The organism is Orenia metallireducens (assembly GCF_001693735.1).
Classification (GTDB): Bacteria; Bacillota; Halanaerobiia; order Halobacteroidales; family Halobacteroidaceae; genus Orenia; species Orenia metallireducens.
This window is the reverse complement of the sequence record NZ_LWDV01000005.1, coordinates 1-19,302: the sequence shown is the minus strand read 5'-3', so window position 1 is coordinate 19,302 and position 19,302 is coordinate 1. Positions and strand designations below refer to the sequence as shown.

General features: G+C 30.3%; 17 protein-coding genes. 11 read left to right on the top strand and 6 right to left on the bottom strand.

The genetic code is table 11. The features are described from left to right. Positions 1-39: 39 nt before the first annotated feature. The 5 genes from mnmE to rnpA form a co-directional block, all read right to left on the bottom strand. Positions 40-1,422 (bottom strand): tRNA uridine-5-carboxymethylaminomethyl(34) synthesis GTPase MnmE, encoded by a 1,383-nt coding sequence (gene mnmE, locus U472_RS00710; protein ID WP_068714507.1) that lies wholly within the window; start codon positions 1,420-1,422, stop codon positions 40-42. A gap of 91 nt (positions 1,423-1,513) precedes the next feature. Beyond that, positions 1,514-2,137, bottom strand: a complete 624-nt coding sequence (gene jag / locus U472_RS00705; protein ID WP_068714505.1) for an RNA-binding cell elongation regulator Jag/EloR — start codon at positions 2,135-2,137, stop codon at positions 1,514-1,516. A 1-nt stretch (position 2,138) separates the two neighbouring features. Further along, entirely contained in the window at positions 2,139-3,161 is a 1,023-nt protein-coding gene (locus U472_RS17120) for a YidC/Oxa1 family membrane protein insertase (RefSeq protein ID WP_245684705.1), read from the bottom strand. Positions 3,162-3,181: 20 nt separating this feature from the next. After that, positions 3,182-3,403 (bottom strand): membrane protein insertion efficiency factor YidD, encoded by a 222-nt coding sequence (yidD, locus tag U472_RS00695; RefSeq protein WP_068714503.1) that lies wholly within the window; start codon positions 3,401-3,403, stop codon positions 3,182-3,184. 5 nt (positions 3,404-3,408) lie between these two features. Further along, positions 3,409-3,747, bottom strand: coding sequence for a ribonuclease P protein component (gene rnpA, locus U472_RS00690; protein ID WP_068714501.1), 339 nt, complete (start codon positions 3,745-3,747; stop codon positions 3,409-3,411). Between the two features lie 353 nt (positions 3,748-4,100). Here rnpA and dnaA point away from each other — a divergent pair, with 353 nt between their 5' ends. The 8 genes from dnaA (at position 4,101) to gyrA (ending at position 13,843) form a co-directional block, all read left to right on the top strand. After that, the gene (gene dnaA, locus U472_RS00685; RefSeq protein WP_068714499.1) at positions 4,101-5,480 is read left to right on the top strand and encodes a chromosomal replication initiator protein DnaA; all 1,380 of its coding nucleotides are present in this window, start codon (positions 4,101-4,103) and stop codon (positions 5,478-5,480) included. 283 nt (positions 5,481-5,763) lie between these two features. Then, complete coding sequence (gene dnaN, locus U472_RS00680; RefSeq protein WP_068714497.1) at positions 5,764-6,870, top strand: DNA polymerase III subunit beta; 1,107 nt, start codon at positions 5,764-5,766, stop codon at positions 6,868-6,870. Positions 6,871-6,892: 22 nt separating this feature from the next. Next, entirely contained in the window at positions 6,893-7,105 is a 213-nt protein-coding gene (locus U472_RS00675; protein ID WP_068714495.1) for an RNA-binding S4 domain-containing protein, read from the top strand. 17 nt (positions 7,106-7,122) lie between these two features. Next, positions 7,123-8,232: a DNA replication/repair protein RecF gene (gene recF / locus U472_RS00670; protein WP_068714493.1), complete on the top strand. Its 1,110-nt coding sequence runs from the start codon at positions 7,123-7,125 to the stop codon at positions 8,230-8,232. Positions 8,233-8,234: 2 nt separating this feature from the next. Beyond that, positions 8,235-9,104 carry a DciA family protein gene (locus U472_RS00665; RefSeq protein ID WP_068714490.1) on the top strand — a complete coding sequence of 290 codons (870 nt, stop codon included), beginning with the start codon at positions 8,235-8,237 and terminating at the stop codon, positions 9,102-9,104. A gap of 13 nt (positions 9,105-9,117) precedes the next feature. Next, positions 9,118-9,375, top strand: coding sequence for an extracellular matrix regulator RemB (gene remB / locus U472_RS00660; protein ID WP_068714488.1), 258 nt, complete (start codon positions 9,118-9,120; stop codon positions 9,373-9,375). Positions 9,376-9,414: 39 nt separating this feature from the next. Next, a complete protein-coding gene (gyrB, locus tag U472_RS00655) occupies positions 9,415-11,322 on the top strand; it encodes a DNA topoisomerase (ATP-hydrolyzing) subunit B (protein ID WP_068714486.1) in 1,908 nt (635 codons plus the stop codon). 10 nt (positions 11,323-11,332) lie between these two features. Further along, positions 11,333-13,843, top strand: coding sequence for a DNA gyrase subunit A (gene gyrA, locus U472_RS00650; RefSeq protein ID WP_068714484.1), 2,511 nt, complete (start codon positions 11,333-11,335; stop codon positions 13,841-13,843). Between the two features lie 28 nt (positions 13,844-13,871). On the opposite strand, the gene U472_RS00645 is transcribed toward gyrA, so the two are convergent. Further along, positions 13,872-14,897, bottom strand: a complete 1,026-nt coding sequence (locus U472_RS00645; protein ID WP_068714482.1) for a sugar ABC transporter substrate-binding protein — start codon at positions 14,895-14,897, stop codon at positions 13,872-13,874. Between the two features lie 170 nt (positions 14,898-15,067). On the opposite strand from U472_RS00645, the gene U472_RS00640 reads away from it, so the two are divergent. From U472_RS00640 to U472_RS00630, 3 genes are read left to right on the top strand one after another with little or no spacing between them, the layout of a single operon-like run. Then, positions 15,068-16,639, top strand: a complete 1,572-nt coding sequence (locus tag U472_RS00640; protein ID WP_068714480.1) for a spore germination protein — start codon at positions 15,068-15,070, stop codon at positions 16,637-16,639. Then, positions 16,626-17,747, top strand: a complete 1,122-nt coding sequence (locus U472_RS00635) for a GerAB/ArcD/ProY family transporter (RefSeq protein ID WP_068714478.1) — start codon at positions 16,626-16,628, stop codon at positions 17,745-17,747. The genes U472_RS00640 and U472_RS00635 overlap by 14 nt, the downstream gene beginning before the upstream one ends. After that, positions 17,731-18,873, top strand: coding sequence for a Ger(x)C family spore germination protein (locus U472_RS00630; RefSeq protein ID WP_068714477.1), 1,143 nt, complete (start codon positions 17,731-17,733; stop codon positions 18,871-18,873). The genes U472_RS00635 and U472_RS00630 overlap by 17 nt, the downstream gene beginning before the upstream one ends. Positions 18,874-19,302: the final 429 nt, after the last annotated feature.

Sequence of the window (19,302 nt, the reverse complement as noted above, 5' to 3'; positions counted from 1 at the left end):
CTCCGTGATCATAATTCTTCATCACAACCCAATGAAGAATTATTTCCCTAGGCAAAAATCAGCAAAAATTTGGTCGATAATATCCTCTCCGATAGTATCACCAGTAATCTCTCCTACTGCCTCTAAAGCAGCTCTTAAATCAATTGTAATAAAATCATTTGGCAAATCCAGCTCAAAGGTCTTTTTCACATCTAACAACATCTGATAAGCTCTATCTAAAGCATTTTTATGTCTCATATTTGTAATTAAAGTCTGATCTTCATTCTTAACTTCACCACTAAAGACTAAGTTAGAAATAACATCTTCTAATTCATCAATGCCTTGATCTTCAACAGCAGCAGTCTTAACAACTGGCTTATTAGGTAAAGATTCTTCAATTTCTGAAAAATCCAATCTATTGTCAAGATCCAATTTGTTAGCAATAATTACTGCATCTTTATCTTTAATTGAATCCATTAATTTTCGATCTTCTGCTGTAATTCCTTGATGAGCATCTAAAACCAATAAGACTAAATCAGCTCTATTTAAAAATTCTTCTGACCTCTCTACACCTATTTTCTCTACAAGATCCTCAGTATCACGAATTCCTGCTGTATCAATAATTTTAACTGGGATACCATCAATATTAATTACCTCTTCAATAATATCTCGGGTAGTTCCTGGAATATCAGTAACAATCGCTCTTTTTTCTCTTACTAAAGCATTTAGTAAACTAGACTTACCAACATTAGGTCGCCCAATAATTGCTGTCTCTATTCCCTCTTTTAATATCTTACCTTTTTGGCTTGTTTTCAGTAATTCCTTTACCTTCTTAGCTATTCTATCTATTCTATCAGAAAGTTCATCAGAATTAAAGTCTTCAATCTCATCTTCAGGGAAATCAATAGTAGCCTCTAAATGGGCTAATAGTTTAATTAATTCCTGCCTAATATCTCCTACTTTTTGAGAAAGTCCCCCCTCTAATTGGTTTATAGCAACTCTTAACCCAGTTTCAGTTTGAGAGCGAATCAAATCTATAATAGCTTCTGCTTGAGCTAAGTCTATCCTTCCATTTAAAAACGCCCTTTTGGTAAATTCACCTGGGTCAGCTAGACGGGCACCCTCTTTTAAGACTAAATCCAATACCTTTCTTAAAGGAACCATCCCACCATGACAATTTATCTCAACAATATCCTCAGTTGTATAGGTCTTTGGAGACTTCATCACTAAAGTTATAACCTCATCAACAACTTCATCAGTTGAGTCAACTATATGACCATAATGAGCTGTATAAGTATCAACTTTAGATAGACTTTTACCTTTAACACTCTTAAAAATTCTATCCACAATTTCAATAGCTTCTGGACCACTAACTCTTATGATTCCAATTCCACCTTCACCTATAGCAGTGGAAATAGCAGCAATTGTATCTTTAACATACATATTTATCACCTCTAGTTTATAAGTTACCCAAATTTATTTTTTCAATAAATAATTAAACAGACCCAGTATTTTAAAATACTGGGTCCTCAAATTATTCCTTTACAATAACTACTTTACGATAAGGCTCCTTACCTACACTATAAGTATTTATATCGGATTTATTGTGTAAAACAGCATGAATTACTTTCCTCTCTTGAGGAGGCATTGGCTCTAGCATAACTTTACGCCCTGTTTTTTTAGCTTTATTAGCCATCTTAAGAGCTAAATTTTCTAAAGTCTCTTTTCTACGCTCTCTATATCCTTCTGCATCTAAAATTACTCTTAAATAATCTTCCTTCCCTTTATTAACTGCTAGATTAGTCAAGTACTGTAAAGAATCTAATGTCTTTCCTCGATGACCAATTATAATTGCTAAGTCATCACCTGTAATATTTAATACTACATCTTTATCGTTATTATCCTTAATAACCTTAACTTCAAGATTTAATTCCATCTCTTTTATTAATTCTTCTAAAAATTCTTTGGCTTTCTCTTTCTTATCAATTCTTTTTATAAGCTCTATCTTGGCATCTTTTCTTCCAATAAGACCTAGAAAACCACTTTGAGCTTCTTCTAGTACTTTATACTCAACCATATCTTCTGTAGTGTTTAACTTTGCTAATCCTCTGCTAAGGGCCTCTTCTATTGTTTTTCCTGTAATAATGACCCTTTCCATTTTAATTTGATTCCTCCTTAAACTCCACATCAGGTTCCCTTGATATTAAATATTGTTGTATTACCATAATTAAATTAGAGATAAACCAATATAATAACACGCCTGCTGGTAAACTAGCACCAATAAAGATAATGAATAATGGCATAAATAAAGCCATCTTATTATCAGCTATGACTTTCTGTGGATTAGATTTAATATCATCAAAAGAAATATTCTGAGTTAATAAACTCTGAACAGCTGTAACTACTCCTGTTAATATTACTAAAGGCATATAACCTTGGCTTAAATCTGGTATGATTAAGAATGATTGACCAGCTAAATCTCCCCATCCTCTTAAAGCTTGGAATAATGCAATTAGAATTGGCATTTGAACAAGCATAGGTAAACAACCTGATAATGGATTAATTTTATGCTTTTGATATAACTTCATAGTCTCTTCCTGAAACTTCTGCTGATTATCCCCATATTTCTCTCTTAACTTCTCAATTTCAGGCTGTATTTGTTGCATCTTCTTCATAGAACTGGTCTGTTTATGTGTTAAAGGATATAATATCAGTTTAATAGCTAAAGTTAAAATTATAATTGATAAACCATAACTTTTAGTAAAGTTATATAATAATCCTAATAAATTCTGCATCAAATCACCTAACCAACCAAACATTCCCCCACTGCTAGTACCTTTTGTAAATTGAACACTTATTGTTGTATCACTAAAGGTAGCAATAATCTCTTTAGAATTGTCAATAATAAATTCCTTCGGATTTTCAGTATAAACATCTTGCTCTTCTTTATTAGCTAAATTATTGACATTCCAATTTTTAAACTGGTCTTTAGGATAAGCAGTTAAAGTCACCTTATCTCCTTGTGTATAACCCTGTTGATTAGGTTCAATAACAACTGTACTCTCACCAGTATAATCTTCTGCTTTACTAATATTTAATTTATATTCTGAGTTTGTCGAACATCCAGTTAATATAATTACTACTAAAATTAATACCAAAGGTAACGTTTTATTTCTAAACATCATACTCCTCCTAAATAAATTTAGTCTACTGGGTCATATCCACCAGGATGAAAAGGGTGGCAACTTAATATTCTCTTAATTGCCTTGGCTCCACCCCTTAATAATCCGTACTTATTTAAAGACTGAATAGCATATGTAGAGCAACTAGGGTAGAACCGACAAGTACTTTTTGATTTTAAAGGTGAAATAAACTTTTGATAAAATTTAATTACTATAATTACTATCTTTAAAATTATCCCCATCAATTTCATTCCTTAATTATTTTAGCTTTTTTAAAAAGATGATTTAAAGACTTCTCTATTTGTTGATAACTGGCATCTACAATAGGTTTACGAGCAATTAAAACAATATCAATGCCTGTAATTAATTTATCTTTATTATGCCTATAGGTTTCTCTAAAGACTCTCTTAATCCTATTTCTAACCACGGCTTTACCTATCTTTTTACTAACTGAATAACCTACTTTCCTTTGAGAACTGTTGTTTTGTAAAACATACAAAACAATATAACGATCGGCAATAGATTTTCCATATTTATAAACCTTCTTAAATTCGTAGGTCTTCTTTAACTTCTCATCGATGCTCATCTAGAACAATCCTCCTCAAAAATAACAAACTAACCCTCCTCTGTAGTTATTCACAAAGTGTCTTATACAATTATAAATTATCAACTTGTGTAATGTCAAGAATAAACAAATTACAAACAATTTATCCACAAAAACTGTTGATAAATTGTTTGTAATTTGTTATCATTAATCTGTCTATCTAGCTTAAAAGATAAATATTGGCGATAAAATATCAGCAATAGGATTAGTTATCCACAAAAATAATAGGTAATTGTGGCTAACTAATCATTTTTTTACGATTAAATTAAACAATCCACAGTTATCCACAGGTTATTCACAATTTCTGTGGATAACTTCGCTTAGGAGGTTATATTTTGAAAAAAGAAGATATTAAAAAAATTTGGCAAAGTACTCTTGATAATATTGAGGATCAATTAAGTAAACCTAGTTTTGAAACATGGTTCAAACCAACTGAAATACTAGCAATTCAAAATAATACAATTATAATCGAAGTACCTAATGAGTTTGCCAAGGATTGGCTAAAGACAAAATATTCTAACCTAATCAAAGAAACCCTTATTAAAATCACTAATAACTCCTATCAAGTAAAATTCGTGATTCCTGAAATGACCCAAGAGGAAATCTTTATAGAAGAAGAAAAAGAAGATCAAGTTGAAGAAGCTAAAAGTGACTTAACAGAAAAAGAAGAAGATAGTAATTCAATTTTAAATCCAAAATATACTTTTGATACCTTTGTAATAGGAAATAGTAATCGCTTTGCACATGCTGCTTCATTAGCAGTAGCTGAAGCACCGGCTAAAGCTTATAACCCCTTCTTTATTTATGGGGATGTTGGTTTAGGTAAGACACACTTAATGCATGCTATTGGACACTATATACTAAAACATAATTCTAATATGAAAATCATGTATTTAACCTCAGAAGAATTCACTAATAGATTAATCAATTCAATTAGATATGATAAAACCATACAATTTAGGAATCAATACAGAAATATAGATATTTTATTAATAGATGATATACAATTTCTAGCTGGTAAGGAAAGAACTCAAGAAGAATTCTTCCATACATTCAATGCTCTTCATGATGCTAATAAACAAATAATAATCTCCAGTGATCGACCACCTAAGGAAATTCCAACTTTAGAAGAGAGGTTACGCTCAAGATTTGAATGGGGTCTTATTACAGATATACAAGAACCAGACTTAGAAACAAGAATTGCAATTTTAAAGAAAAAAGCAACTTTAGAAGATTTAGAAGTACCAAATGATGTAATTGTTTATATTGCTAATAAAATAGAATCAAATATTAGAGAGTTAGAAGGGGCTTTGATTAGAGTAGTGGCTTATTCATCATTATCAAATGAACGTATTAGTATAGATTTAGCCCAAAGGGCACTTAAAGGAATAGTTGTTGATAATCAGATTGAATATCATCCAAAGGAGATTACAGTAGATTTAATCAAAAAAGTTGTTTCCCATCATTATGGGATAAGAGTTGAAGAGATGGATTCTAAAAAAAGAACTCGAGCTATATCTTTTCCACGACAAGTAGCCATGTATATTTCAAGAGAACTAACCGATTTATCTTTACCACAAATAGGTAATCGATTTGGCGGAAGAGATCACAGTACTATCTTGCATGGTTATGATAAAATAAAAAATAAGATGAAAGAAGAAGCAAGTTTTAAGAAAACTATAGATACATTAATAGATAAATTAAGAAGAAATTAGTTGTGGATAACCTGTGGATAACCTGTGGATAACCTGTGGATAATATAGCTTTTCTGTTGACAAACACAACTGGAAGATTATAGGCTGTGGAATTGTGGATAATTATCAACAACTTATCAACAACTTATCAACAGGTAAAACCCTTATAATACAGCGGCTGAATATAGTTTTCCACATTATCCACAACACCTACTACTACTACTACTATCTTTTTATATAATATAAAGAAATAATAGATTTTTTTAAGAAGAAGGTTTAAAATAAAAGTATAAGGGGGTACAATATGAGAATAGAACTCAATAAAAAAGATTTTTATGAAGGAATTCAAACAGTTAATAGAGCAGTTTCCTCAAAAGCAACCTTACCTATACTTTCAGGTATTTTATTAAAAACAGAAGAAGATAGAATAAAGTTAGTTGCTACAGACTTAGAAATAGGAATTAAATTCTATGTTGATGCAAATATTATAAAAGAAGGTTCTATTGTTCTACCAGCAAAATATTTCACAAGTATAGTTAGAGAATTACCTGATGATAAAATTATACTAACAGCAGAACCCTCTAATAATACTGCACAGATTAAATGTGGACAAGCACAATTTAATATACATGGTTCCTCATCTGATGAATTTCCATTATTACCAAAAATGAATTCTGGAATAAACTTTACTATTTCCCAGGGCATATTCAAGGAAATGATTGATCAAGTTAAATTTGCTATATCTGAGGATATAAGTAAACCATTTTTAACAGGTGGGTTATTAAAGTTTGAAGAAGAACACCTTGTATTAGTAACAACAGATACATATCGCTTATCTTATAGAAGGATTAAATTCAACGAAATAGATATAACTGGAAAAAGGGTTATTATTCCCAATAAAACCTTGAATGAAATTTCAAAGTTATTAAATAATAATGAGAACTTAGTAAAGGTATTAATTACGGATAATCAAATTTTATTTGAATTTTCAGGAGTAACTATAGTCTCGAGGTTGATAGATGGACAATTTCCTAGTTATAAACAAGTAATTCCAAATAAAAATAATACAAAAGCCATAATAAATAGAATTGAATTATTAAATGCTACTAAAAGAGCTTCCTTATTAGCTAAAAAAGATTCTAATATTATCAAAATTAATTTAGAGGAAAATCAATTAGTTATTACTTCTAATGTCCCTGAAATTGGGCAAGCTTATGAAAGAATTCCTATCTCTTTAACTGGTCAAGAGACAGAAATAGCTTTCAATGCTACCTATATGATGGATTGTTTGAAAGTAATTTCGAGTGAAGAGGTTATTTTAGAATTATCAGGTTCTTTATCACCTGGGGTTATAAAAGATAACTCTGAGGATGAATATATATATATTATAATGCCAGTAAGAAGTAATTAATAAAAGGAGGTATTTATATTTTATGAGAGAGATTAAGCTAAACACAGAAAGTATAAAATTAGACCAATTTCTTAAATGGGCAAATTTAGTATCAACAGGTGGAGAAGCTAAAGTAATAATTAAAGCAGGAGATGTTAAGGTAAATGGCGAAATAGAAGAAAGAAGGGGTAGAACACTAAGAACGGACGATGTAGTTGAATATCAAGGTATGGAATATAAAATAATTACCTCTTAAGGGGTGAATGAACTAAATTGTATCTGTCCCAACTTTACTTAAAGAATTTTAGAAATTATACAGAACAGTATTTAAAATTTAATAAAAATATTAATCTGTTAATTGGTTCTAATGCACAAGGAAAGACAAATATTTTAGAATCAATTTATTTAATTGGAACAGGAAGTTCCCATAGAACTAATATTGACGCAGAATTGATTAATTGGCAGGAAGAGGGGTTATATTTAAAATGTGAGTTGATAAAGGAGAATCAGGATTATCAATTAGAGTTATCTCTATTAGGAAGAAATAAAGAGATTAAGATTAATTCTAATCGTTTGAGTAGAATTAATGATTTAATTGGATATTTGAATATAGTTATATTCTCTCCTGAGGATTTGAATTTAGTAAAGGGTAGTCCTAATTTAAGGAGAAAATTTATTGATTTAGAGATATCACAAATTAGCCCTTATTACAGGCATTTAATATCTAAATATGGCAAAGTACTAAAACAACGCAATAATTTGCTAAAAGAAATTAGAGATAATAAGGCCCCAAAGGAAATGTTATCTGTTTGGGATCAACAATTAATTGATTTAGGAGCTAAGATAATAAAGAAGAGGTTGGAATCTTTGATTAAATTGGGAATTTTATCGAAATTAATGCAGAGAAAAATTACTAATGGCTTAGAAGCTTTGGAATTAAAATATGATACTGAATTAGAGATAGATAGTAATAGCTCAGAAGAGGAGATAAAAGAGTCTTTTAAATTAAAATTAAAGGAAAAAAGAGAAAGAGAGATCTATCAAGGAGCAACAACATTAGGTCCTCATAGGGATGATATCTCGTTAATTGTAAATAATATAGATATAAGAAAATTTGGCTCACAAGGACAACAAAGAACTGCGGCTTTAGCTTTAAAATTAGCTGAACTTGAGTTTATGAAAGGGGAAATTGGAGAATATCCAATTTTATTGCTTGATGATGTCTTTTCAGAGCTCGATCTTAGTAGAAGAAGTTACTTATTAGATACAATAAGAGATAAGATTCAGACTTTTATTACTAGTACTGATCTAAAGAATTTAAATGGTCTTAAAGGAAATCATAAGATTTTTGAAATCAAAAATGGATCAGCAATAGAGGTGTAAACATGGCTGATTTAATTGAAAATATTTTAAATAAAACCTTAAATAAATTAGGAATAGAAGAAAAGATTAAGGAAAAAAGAGCTTTAGATTTATGGTCTGAAATAAATGGTAGTGAAATAATAAAACATACTGAGGCAAAATATATTAACCAAGGAATTTTATTTGTTGTAGTTGATAGTCCAGTTTGGGCTCACCAATTGCTCTTTATGAAAAGAGAGTTTATTAGTAAGATTAATAGCAAAATGGGTAAGCCAATAGTAAAAGATATTAGGTTTCAATCTGGAAAGGTTTTCAGTTCTAATAATAATGAAAAAGAAGAGATAAATTATAAGAATATTGAACTTGATGATTTAGAAGTACAGGAGATTTTTAGTATTTCAAATTTTATTTCTGATAATGAATTGAAGCAAAAGTTTGCTAGTTTATTAGAAGCAGACATAAAGATAAAGAAGTGGAAACAGATAAATGAGTGGATACCATGTCCAGAGTGCTCAGTATTAATTGATCCTAATGAGAATAAATGTGTAATTTGTGAATTAAGGGAGAAGAGTAAAAAGATAGATATAAATAAAATAGAAGAGATACTTACTAATACTCCTTGGCTAAGTTATGAGGAAGTATTAAATATTTATCCAAATATTTTACAAGAAGAGTTTGAAAGTATAAAGAATCAATTAATTATAAAAATGAAAGTAAAATTAGATGAATTAATAACTGATGTTTTGAAAAAAGAGGTTAACTCCAAAGAGGTAAAAGTATTTGTTCAAAAATATGTTATGTTAGAAGCAAGTGTTCATCCAGATCATCTTAATAATAGATTGATTCAGAAAATTATTGGTGAAAATTATATGAAGATATATCGTTCTTTGTAAGGAGGGGTTATATTTGTTGCATTTAGGTGCTGGTTATATTATTCCTGCTAAGGATGTAGTTTTGATAGCTGATTTTGAATCAACAACCCATTCTAAGAAAACTAGAGAATTTTTACAAGTGGCTGAAGAAGAAGGGTTTATTACTGACTTTTCAGAAGGAAATCCAAAATCTTTTATTGTAACTGATGAGACAATCTATTATTCTATGATATCATCTAGTACATTAAGTAAAAGAGTAAACTTTGCTTATAATCTAAACCGTGATGAGTAAGATCACGGTTTAATAAGTTTAAATGGAGGTTTTATATTCATGGAAAAAGAGATAAATTATAATGCAGAACAGATACAAGTATTAGAGGGTCTTGAGGCTGTTCGTAAACGTCCAGGAATGTATATTGGAAGTACTAGTATTAAAGGATTACATCATTTAGTCTATGAAATTGTGGACAATAGTATAGATGAAGCTTTAGCAGGTTATTGTGATAAAATCACAGTTAAAGTTCAAAAAGATGATATTATAACAGTTGAAGATAATGGAAGAGGAATTCCTGTCTCTATACATCCAAAGATGAAACGACCAGCTGTGGAAGTTGTAATGACTGTATTGCATGCTGGTGGTAAATTTGGTGGTGAAGGATATAAAGTATCTGGAGGATTACATGGAGTAGGTGTTTCTGTAGTAAATGCTTTGTCTGAATGGCTAGAAGTAGAAGTAAAGAGAAATGGTAAGGTTTATTATCAAAGGTATCATCGAGGTATCCCACAAGCAGATTTAGAAGTAATTGGTAAGACAGATGAAACTGGAACTAAAGTTACTTTTAAAGCAGATCCTGAAATTTTTGAAGAGACTAATTATAAATACAGTACTTTAAGTCAACGTTTAAAAGAGTTGGCATATTTAAATCGTGGTATTAGAATAAATATAGCTGATGAAAGAAAAGAAGAGGAAGTAGAGGATAGCTTTGAATTTGAAGGTGGTATAATCTCTTTTGTTAAAGAGATTAATAATCATCAAGATCCAATTCATGATAAGGTAATCTACTTTGAAGCTGAAAGTGATGAGGCTCATATAGAGATAGCTATGCAATATAATACAGATTATGTTGACAAGATATTTACCTTTGCTAATAATATCAATACTCATGAGGGCGGAACTCATTTAAGTGGATTTAAAAGTGCATTAACTAGAACTGTTAATGACTATGCTAGAAAGAATAATCTACTTAAGGATAAAGATGAAAATCTATCTGGAGATGATATTAGAGAAGGGCTTGTAGCTATAATTAATGTCAAATTATCTGACCCCCAATTTGAAGGTCAAACGAAAACCAAATTAGGTAATAGAGAGATTAGGGGAATAGTTGACTCAGTAACTTCTGAAAAGCTAGGTATATTCTTAGAAGAAAATCCACAGATAGGTAAGATCGTTGTGGATAAAGCAGTGACTGCTGCTAGAGCTAGAAAAGCAGCTAAAAAAGCAAGAGAGCTAACCAAGCGTAAGAGTGCATTATCTAGTACCTCCTTACCAGGTAAATTAGCTGATTGTTCTTCTAGAGATCCTGAGAAAAGTGAAATTTATATTGTTGAGGGTGATTCTGCAGGAGGTTCAGCAAAGCAGGGTCGTGATAGAGAGTTTCAAGCTATCTTACCTTTAAAAGGGAAGATATTGAATGTTGAGAAAGCTAGATTAAATAAAATTTTAAGTAATGATGAGATTAGAGCATTGATTACAGCTTTAGGTACAGGAATTTCTGATGAATTTGACCTAACTAATGCTCGGTATAAAAAGATTATTATCATGACCGATGCTGATGTTGATGGTGCCCATATTACAACATTATTATTGACCTTCTTTTATCGTTATATGAGACCTTTAATTGATGAAGGAAACATCTACATAGCACAACCACCTTTATATAAGATAACTAAAGGTAGAGGAGAATATTATGTTTATAATGATCGCCAATTGAAAAAGTTGTTGGAGGAGATTGGTAATAGTGGTATATCATTACAAAGATATAAAGGGCTAGGAGAGATGAATCCAGAACAGTTATGGGATACTACAATGGACCCTGAAAATAGAACATTAAAACAGGTACAAATTAGTGATGCTATTATTGCTGATGAAGTATTTACAACTTTAATGGGAGATAAAGTTCAGCCAAGAAGAGAATTTATTCAAAACCATGCTAAAGAAGTTAAGAATTTAGATATTTAGGGGGATATTTATGATAGAATTTGATAATGAACGGATAAAACCAGTAGATATTGAAGATGAGATGCAGGAAGCTTATATTGATTATGCGATGAGTGTAATTGTTTCTAGAGCTTTACCAGATGTTCGTGATGGTTTAAAACCAGTTCATCGTCGTATCTTATATGCAATGCATGATTTGGGAATGAAGCCTTCAAAACCTCATAAAAAATCTGCTAGAATCGTTGGAGAAGTCCTAGGTAAGTATCATCCTCATGGTGATAGTGCTGTTTATGATACAATGGTACGGATGGCTCAAGACTTTTCTTATAGATACCAATTGGTTGATGGTCATGGTAACTTTGGTTCTATTGATGGTGATTCTGCTGCCGCTATGCGTTATACCGAAGCAAGAATGGCTGAAATAACAACGGAATTATTAGCAGATATCCACAAGAATACTGTGGATTTTGTGGATAACTTTGATGGAAGTTTACAAGAACCAAGTGTTTTACCTGCTAAAATACCTAATCTGTTGGTAAATGGTACTTCAGGAATTGCAGTAGGGATGAGTACTAACATTCCACCCCACAATTTAGGAGAAGTTATTGATGGGATAATTGCTATGATTGAGAACCCTGATATTAAGATTACTGATTTAATGAAGATTATTAAAGGACCTGATTTTCCAACTGGTGGCATTGTTATGGGACGGAATGCTATCAGAAGATATTTTGAAACTGGTAGAGGAAAGGTAAAGGTTAGAGGTAAGACAGAGATTGAGGAGTTACCTAATGATAAATCTCAAATCATTATAACAGAACTTCCTTATCAAGTTAATAAGGCTAGATTAGTTGAAAGGATAGCTAGTTTAGTAAGAGAGGATAAGGTAGAGGGGATCTCAGACTTACGTGATGAGTCTGATAGGCGAGGAATGAGAGTTGTTATCGAGTTAAAAAGGGGAGTAAATCCTAAAATTACCTTAAATCAATTATATAAACATACTAGATTAAAGGTTACTTTTGGTACTATTATGCTAGCTTTGGTAGATGGAGAGCCTAAGGTATTAGGAATTAAAGATGTATTAAAATACTATGTAGAACATCAAAAAGAAGTAGTTACTAGAAGAACACAATATGATCTAGATAAAGCAGAAGCACGAGCACATATTTTAGAAGGATTTAGAATTGCTTTAGATAATATTGATCGAATCATTAAGATTATTCGTTCTGCTGAAGATACTGTTGAAGCTCAAGATAACCTAATAAGTGAATTTTTCTTCTCTGAAAAACAAGCTAAGGCTATTTTGGACATGAGATTACATCGCTTAACTAATTTAGAGAGAGGTAAGATTGAGGAAGAGTATCAAGGTTTACAGGAAAGAATAGAATATTTCCTATCAATCTTATCTGATGATATAAAATTATTAGGGATTATTCAAGACGAATTGTTAGAAATGAAAGATAAGTATGGTGATGAACGGCGTACAGAAATTAGTGATGAAATAATCGATATAGATACAGAAGATTTAATTCCAGAAGAGGATATAATAATTACCTTAACTAATGATGGCTATATAAAACAGCTTCCTTTAGATACTTATCGTAATCAACGGCGTGGAGGAAAAGGTATAATCGGTATTAAGACAAAGGAAGATGATATAGTTCAGGATATTTATACTACTTCAACCCATGACTATATACTATTTTTCACCGATAAAGGTCGTGTTTATCGACTTAAAGGTTATCAAATTCCGTCTGCAGGAAGACAATCTCGAGGAACTGCAATTGTTAATTTGTTAGATATACAAGTAGATGAGAAGATTACTACTATCATTACTATTTCAGAGTTTGAAGAGGAACGTTATTTATTTATGGCTACTAAAAACGGTATAGTTAAAAAGACTGATTTAGAGGAGTATAATACAAACTATACTGGATTAATTGCCTTAAATTTAGATGATGATGATGAATTAATTGATGTTAAGCTTACTGATGGTAATTGTGATATTATCTTAGGAACTAAAAAGGGAATTGCTATACGTTTCTCAGAAGATAATGTTAGAAGTATGGGACGAACTGCTCGTGGTGTAAAAGGAATTGACCTAGAAAATGATGATAGGGTAGTAGGTATGGATGTTGTAGATGATGATAAAGATTTATTAGTTATTACTAATAAAGGTTATGGTAAGAGAACACCTCTTAATAAATATCGAAGTCAAAGTAGAGGTGGAAAAGGGTTAATTACTCTAAATAGAACTAATAATAATGGAGAGTTAATTGATATTAAGGTTGTTAATGAAGATGATGAGATTATGATTATTACAGCTGAAGGAATTTTATTAAGGACTTCTGTTGTAGAAATCTCCTCTATGGGACGTAATACTCAAGGTGTTAGAGTCATGAAATTGAATGAAGGGGATGAAGTTGTATCTATCGGTTATATAAATAATGATGAAGAGATTGAAGAGATTGAAGAGATTGAAGAGATTGAAGAGATTGAAGAGATTGAAGAGATTGAAGAGATTGAAGAGATTGAAGAATAAAAAGAGGTGAGCATATGCTCACCTCTTTTTATTCTTTGATGGGTAAGTTTCCCCAGCGATCTTCCAAAATTTCAATATTATATTTATCAATTAATTTAACAGGAGAAATTATCAACTTAATATTATATTCTCCATTTTTTATAGTACGGTCCCAATTCCAATCTATATCTCTTAGAATAAATGAGGCTACCATTAAAGCTTTTTTGCCCATAGTATATGGCATTTTATCTATAGTAGCAGCCAGATTTTCCTTAGCTATAGCTATTGAAGCCTCTTTACTTGCATCAGCTCCAACTACAATTATTTTCTTTCTCATATTATTCCCTTCTATAGCATCTAAAGCACCTAAAGCTAAGTTATCATTATTAGCTAAAATTCCATTAATTTCTTTGTTCTTATTTAAAATTTTATTTACAGTTTCTTTAGCTGATTTTCTTGACCAATTATGATGAAATTCTTCTTTAATTATTTTAATCTCTTCATTATTTTTTAATTCACTTTTATTTCCTATTGTAATATTATCAGTTACATTTATATTTTTATCGCCTTTTAAGATAATAATGTTTCCCTTTTTATCTATTTGGTCAAGTAAGTATCGAGTTTGTAGTTGACCAGCTTTAAAATTATCAGCACTAATATAAGCATCTACTTTTGAGTCTTCTGGTAACCTATCTAAAGCTATTATAGGAATATTATGTTGATTTATTAGTTTAACAATCTTTTTTCCTTGCTCATCGGTTCTAACAGCATGAAAGATAATTATATCTACCTGCTGTTCAATTAGAGATTTAATATCTTCTTCTTGTTGAGTAATATCATTATTGGCATTTTTCCAGATAATATCTGCATTTACTTTTGTTTTATAATCCATAATTGCTTCTTTCATAACCTTAGATACATCCTCTTTTATATTAGCCATACTAATCCCAATTACTATTGGACTTTTAGATTTAATAGGAATTGTAAAAGGATTTATTCTTTCTACACTGAATTGGCAACCTCCAAATATTAAGATAAGGAACATTAAAATTATTATTCTGCTTTTTCTACTCATAATAATCCCCACTTTACTGTGATTAATATTTTAAATTACAATTTTAAAGAAATTATATTAATTTATTTAATCTTATCTTTAGTTTAATAAAAAATAAAAATTATTATACTTAATATTAAAGATTGATTTGGTTAATAATATAATAGAACTAGTTAAAGAGGAGGATTGCAATGTTTTGGGATAAAGTAGTGGGTAAAAAAAAGATAAGAAATATTGAAGAAGATAAGAAAGAGATAGATAAAGTAGAGTTAAAAGAGAGTGTGAAAAGAAATGAAGAGATTATCAAGGATTTAATTGGAGAGAGTAGTGATGTTATATTTAGAAAATTCAATTTAGCTAAAGATGAGAAAAATCCTGCAATGTTAATATACATAGATGGATTAACTAATACTGATATATTAAATTTACATATTATAAAACCTTTATTAAGTGATTTAAAAAAAGAGGACTTAACTAAAAATAATATTGAAGATCAAGTAGAGTTAATTACAGAATCAATTGTAACGACCCATGAAATAAAGTTAGAGAAGAAGATGGATAAACTAATTACAGCAGTCTTATCCGGAGATTCAATACTATTAATAGAAGGCTTTAATCAAGGATTTATTATTGCTAGTAAAGGTTGGGATGCTAGGTCTATTTCAGAACCAACTACAGAATCGGTTATCCGTGGACCTAGAGATGGTTTTACCGAAAATTTAAGAACGAATACATCACATATTAGAAGAAGATTAAGGGATGCAGGATTAAGAGTTAAAGGGGTTGCTGTTGGTGAAAGGAGTAAGACAGATATAGCTATTCTTTATATAGAGGGTATAGTAAATCCCCATATAGTAGATGAGATAATGAATAGAATTAAATCAATTAAAGTTGATGGAATTCTGGAATCAGGTTATATTGAACAGTTTATTGAAGACAGTCCCTTTTCTCCTTTTCCCCAATTACAGCATACAGAAAGACCTGATAAAGCAGTTGGTAATTTGCTAGAGGGAAGGGTTGTTATAGTTGTAGATGGTACTCCTTTTGTATTAATTGCACCAGCTGTATTTGAACAATTTTACCATTCACCAGAGGATTATTATAGCAGGACTGTAATTGTAAGTTTACTTAGAGTAGTTAGAGTTATTGGTCTTATGATTTCTTTAGCTTTACCTGCTTTATATATAGCATTAACCTCTTTTCATTTTGAAATGCTACCAACAGTTTTTGCACTATCTATTGCTGGAGGGAGGGCACAAGTGCCTTTACCTGCTTATTTAGAAGCGTTTTTAATGGAAGGAATTATTGAGATATTACGTGAAGCTAGTGTTCATTTACCAAATGTTATTGGCTCTACTATAGGTATAGTAGGAGGTTTGATTTTAGGGACTGCAGCAGTTGATGCAGGTCTAGTTAGTCCTGCTATGGTAATTATAGTAGCTTTGACAACGATTGGTTCCTTTACTGCACCTACTTATTCAGTATCTAATGCTATTAGGATTCTACGTTTTATACTGATGATTTTAGCTTCGAGTTTTGGACTATATGGATTAGTAGTAGGATTAATAGCTACTTCTATTCATATGGCTTCTTTGAAATCTTTTGGAATTTCATATCTAACACCTTATGCACCATCAAGGTTGGAAGATTTAAAAGATAGTATTATTAGGTTTCCCCTTTGGAAGATGAACTTTAGACCTACTTTAATGCGGACTAAGAATTCTAAAAAAGAAGAAAACAAAGAAGAGGGTGATAAAAATTAATAAGGAAGGAAAGGTAACAGAAAGGCAGTTTTCTGCAATTATAATCAATACTATTCTTGGGGTAGGTATTTTAACTTTACCACGGGTAGCTGTATCTTTTGCAGATAATGCAGGTATTATTTCAGTTGTTTTGGCATCAGTACTTTCTTTAATAAATTTAACTATTATAATTAAGTTAGGATTAAGATTTCCAAATAAAACAATCTTTGAATATTTGCAGATAATTTTAGGAAAAATTATGGGAAAAATTATTGGATTATTTATTATTTGTTATTGGTTTATATTTATTGCACTTGTAATTAGAACTTTTAGTGAATTAATAGTTACAGCAGTTTTACCTAAAACACCTATAGAAGTTGTAATAATAATAATGTTATTACTTGTAGCTTATCTGTCATATAAAGATATTCAAGTATTAGCTAGAGTTAATGAACTATATGTTTTTATAGTTATAATTCCTATTCTCTTCTTAACAATACTTTCCTTTAAAAGAGGGCATATGGTATATGTGTTACCTGTTTTTCGTGGACATAGTATGATAAATATCTTAAAAAGTGCAGGAAGATCATACTTCTCTTTTTTAGGATTTGAAGTAGTAGCTATAATTCTTCCTTTTATTACAACTAGGAAATTATCTCTAGAGTATGGAATTAAGGGGTGGCTAATTCCATCAGTGGTATCGGTTGTAGTTGTAATAGCCTCGATTTCTGTTTTTGGTGTATTTGAATTAAAGAATCTAGTGTGGCCTACTTTTGAACTAATTAAATCTACCCAATTTTTTGCTCTAATTTTTGAAAGATTAGAGGTTGCTTTTATTGCAACATGGGTAATCGCTTTATTTACAACTGCTTCTAATTTACTCTTTGGAATAGCAATGGGAGGAGCACAAATATTAAGCTTACATAAACATAAGACATTAGTTTTTTTCTTATTACCTTTATTATATCTACTTGCTTTATCTCCTAGAAATGCTTATGAATTATTTAATTTGGTTGATATTATCTCAATAGTAGGATTGATATTAACTACTATTTTACCAATTATGCTATTAATATTAGTACAAGTTAAAGGTAAAGGAGGTAAGAGAGTTGATGAAGAAAGTATCTAAGCTAATAATTATTATTTTAATAATGAATATATTATCAGGTTGTTGGGATAGAAGGGATATTGAAGCAACTGTCCCAGTGTTAGGTGTAGGGATTGATTTTGTAGAAGAGAAAGATAGAAATTTAACTAAAAGTAATAAAGTAAAGGTGACTATTCAAGTGCCCGTCCCAGCCAATATGGAGCAAGGAGAAGATGTAGTTTGGATAATAAGTAGTATAGGAGAAAGTGTAGCAGGGGCAATAGATAATTTACAAAACAAATTAAATCAGGAATTATTCTTTGGTCATTTACAAGTAGTTATATTTAGTCAAGATATTGCCAAGGAGGGAATTAACAAATATTTAAATTTCTTTAGAAATTCACCTCAGATAAGAAGGCTAAGTTGGCTATTAATTGCCGAGGATACTGCAGAAGGTATAATTAAATCTGAACCAAAGTTAGAAAGTATTCAATCAATTTATCTAGCCCATATGCTTAATAACGGTGTTTCTACAGGTAGAATCCCAGATATAAGGTTGGGAGATTTCTTTATTAGATTATCAAATCCTGGAGAACAAGCTACTGCAGTAATGCTTAAAGCAGATAAAGAGATAATAGATTATATTGGTTTAGGAATATTTGAAGGTGACGAGTTTGTAGGCTCATTAAATCAACCAGAAACTTTATATTATCAAAGAGCACTAGGGGTTCCCAACGATACTAGTAATTTAGTGCTTGCTTGTGACCCAACCACTGAAATTGATCGATTAACAATTAAAATGCAGGAAGTATCCAGTAAATTACAGCCTGAGTTAAAAGATGGTGAAATAATTATGAAAATTAAACTGAAGGTAGAGGCTAAGGTTTTAGAACAACTCAATAAGAATAACTTAGGTAGAGAAGAAGTGGTTTATCAAATTGAGAGACGTATAGAAAATAAATTAAAAAGAGAGATTGATAAAGTGATTGAAAAGACGCAAAGCAAATTTCAATCAGATATTTGGGGATTTGGTGAACATGTTAGAGCACATTATCCCAATTATTGGAACAAAATTAATTGGGAAGAAGAGTTTCCTAAAATTAAAATTATTACAGAAGTGAAAGCCTATATTAGACAAGTTGGTATGATTAATTTCACAGGAAGATAGTAAATTGATTGAAAATAAAACTAGATAATCCTACAAATAAATATATATAACCTAATATTTTGAGCATCTTTGTATTAGAATCTTCACTTTCATTATAATTTATGGATAAAAGAGAAATCAAACCTGTAAATAAAGATATAAAGACAAAATAAGGGGAGTAGAAAAAATTAAAAGTTGTTAGCAATGAATTGAACATATGGATATCTCACCTCCTTTATAAATTATTTTTTCTATATGTTTGATTAAATATGCAAGAATAAATAAGTTATTGACAGTTTCTAAGGTGGATGTTATGATATCAATAATTGTCTACAATAAAAAGATAATAATTATTTCATATTGATAAATATATTAAATTATTAAGTATCTTACTTAATTATTGATAATTTAATTTTTTCTTGACAAGGTTTTGTAGTTTTGATATACTAC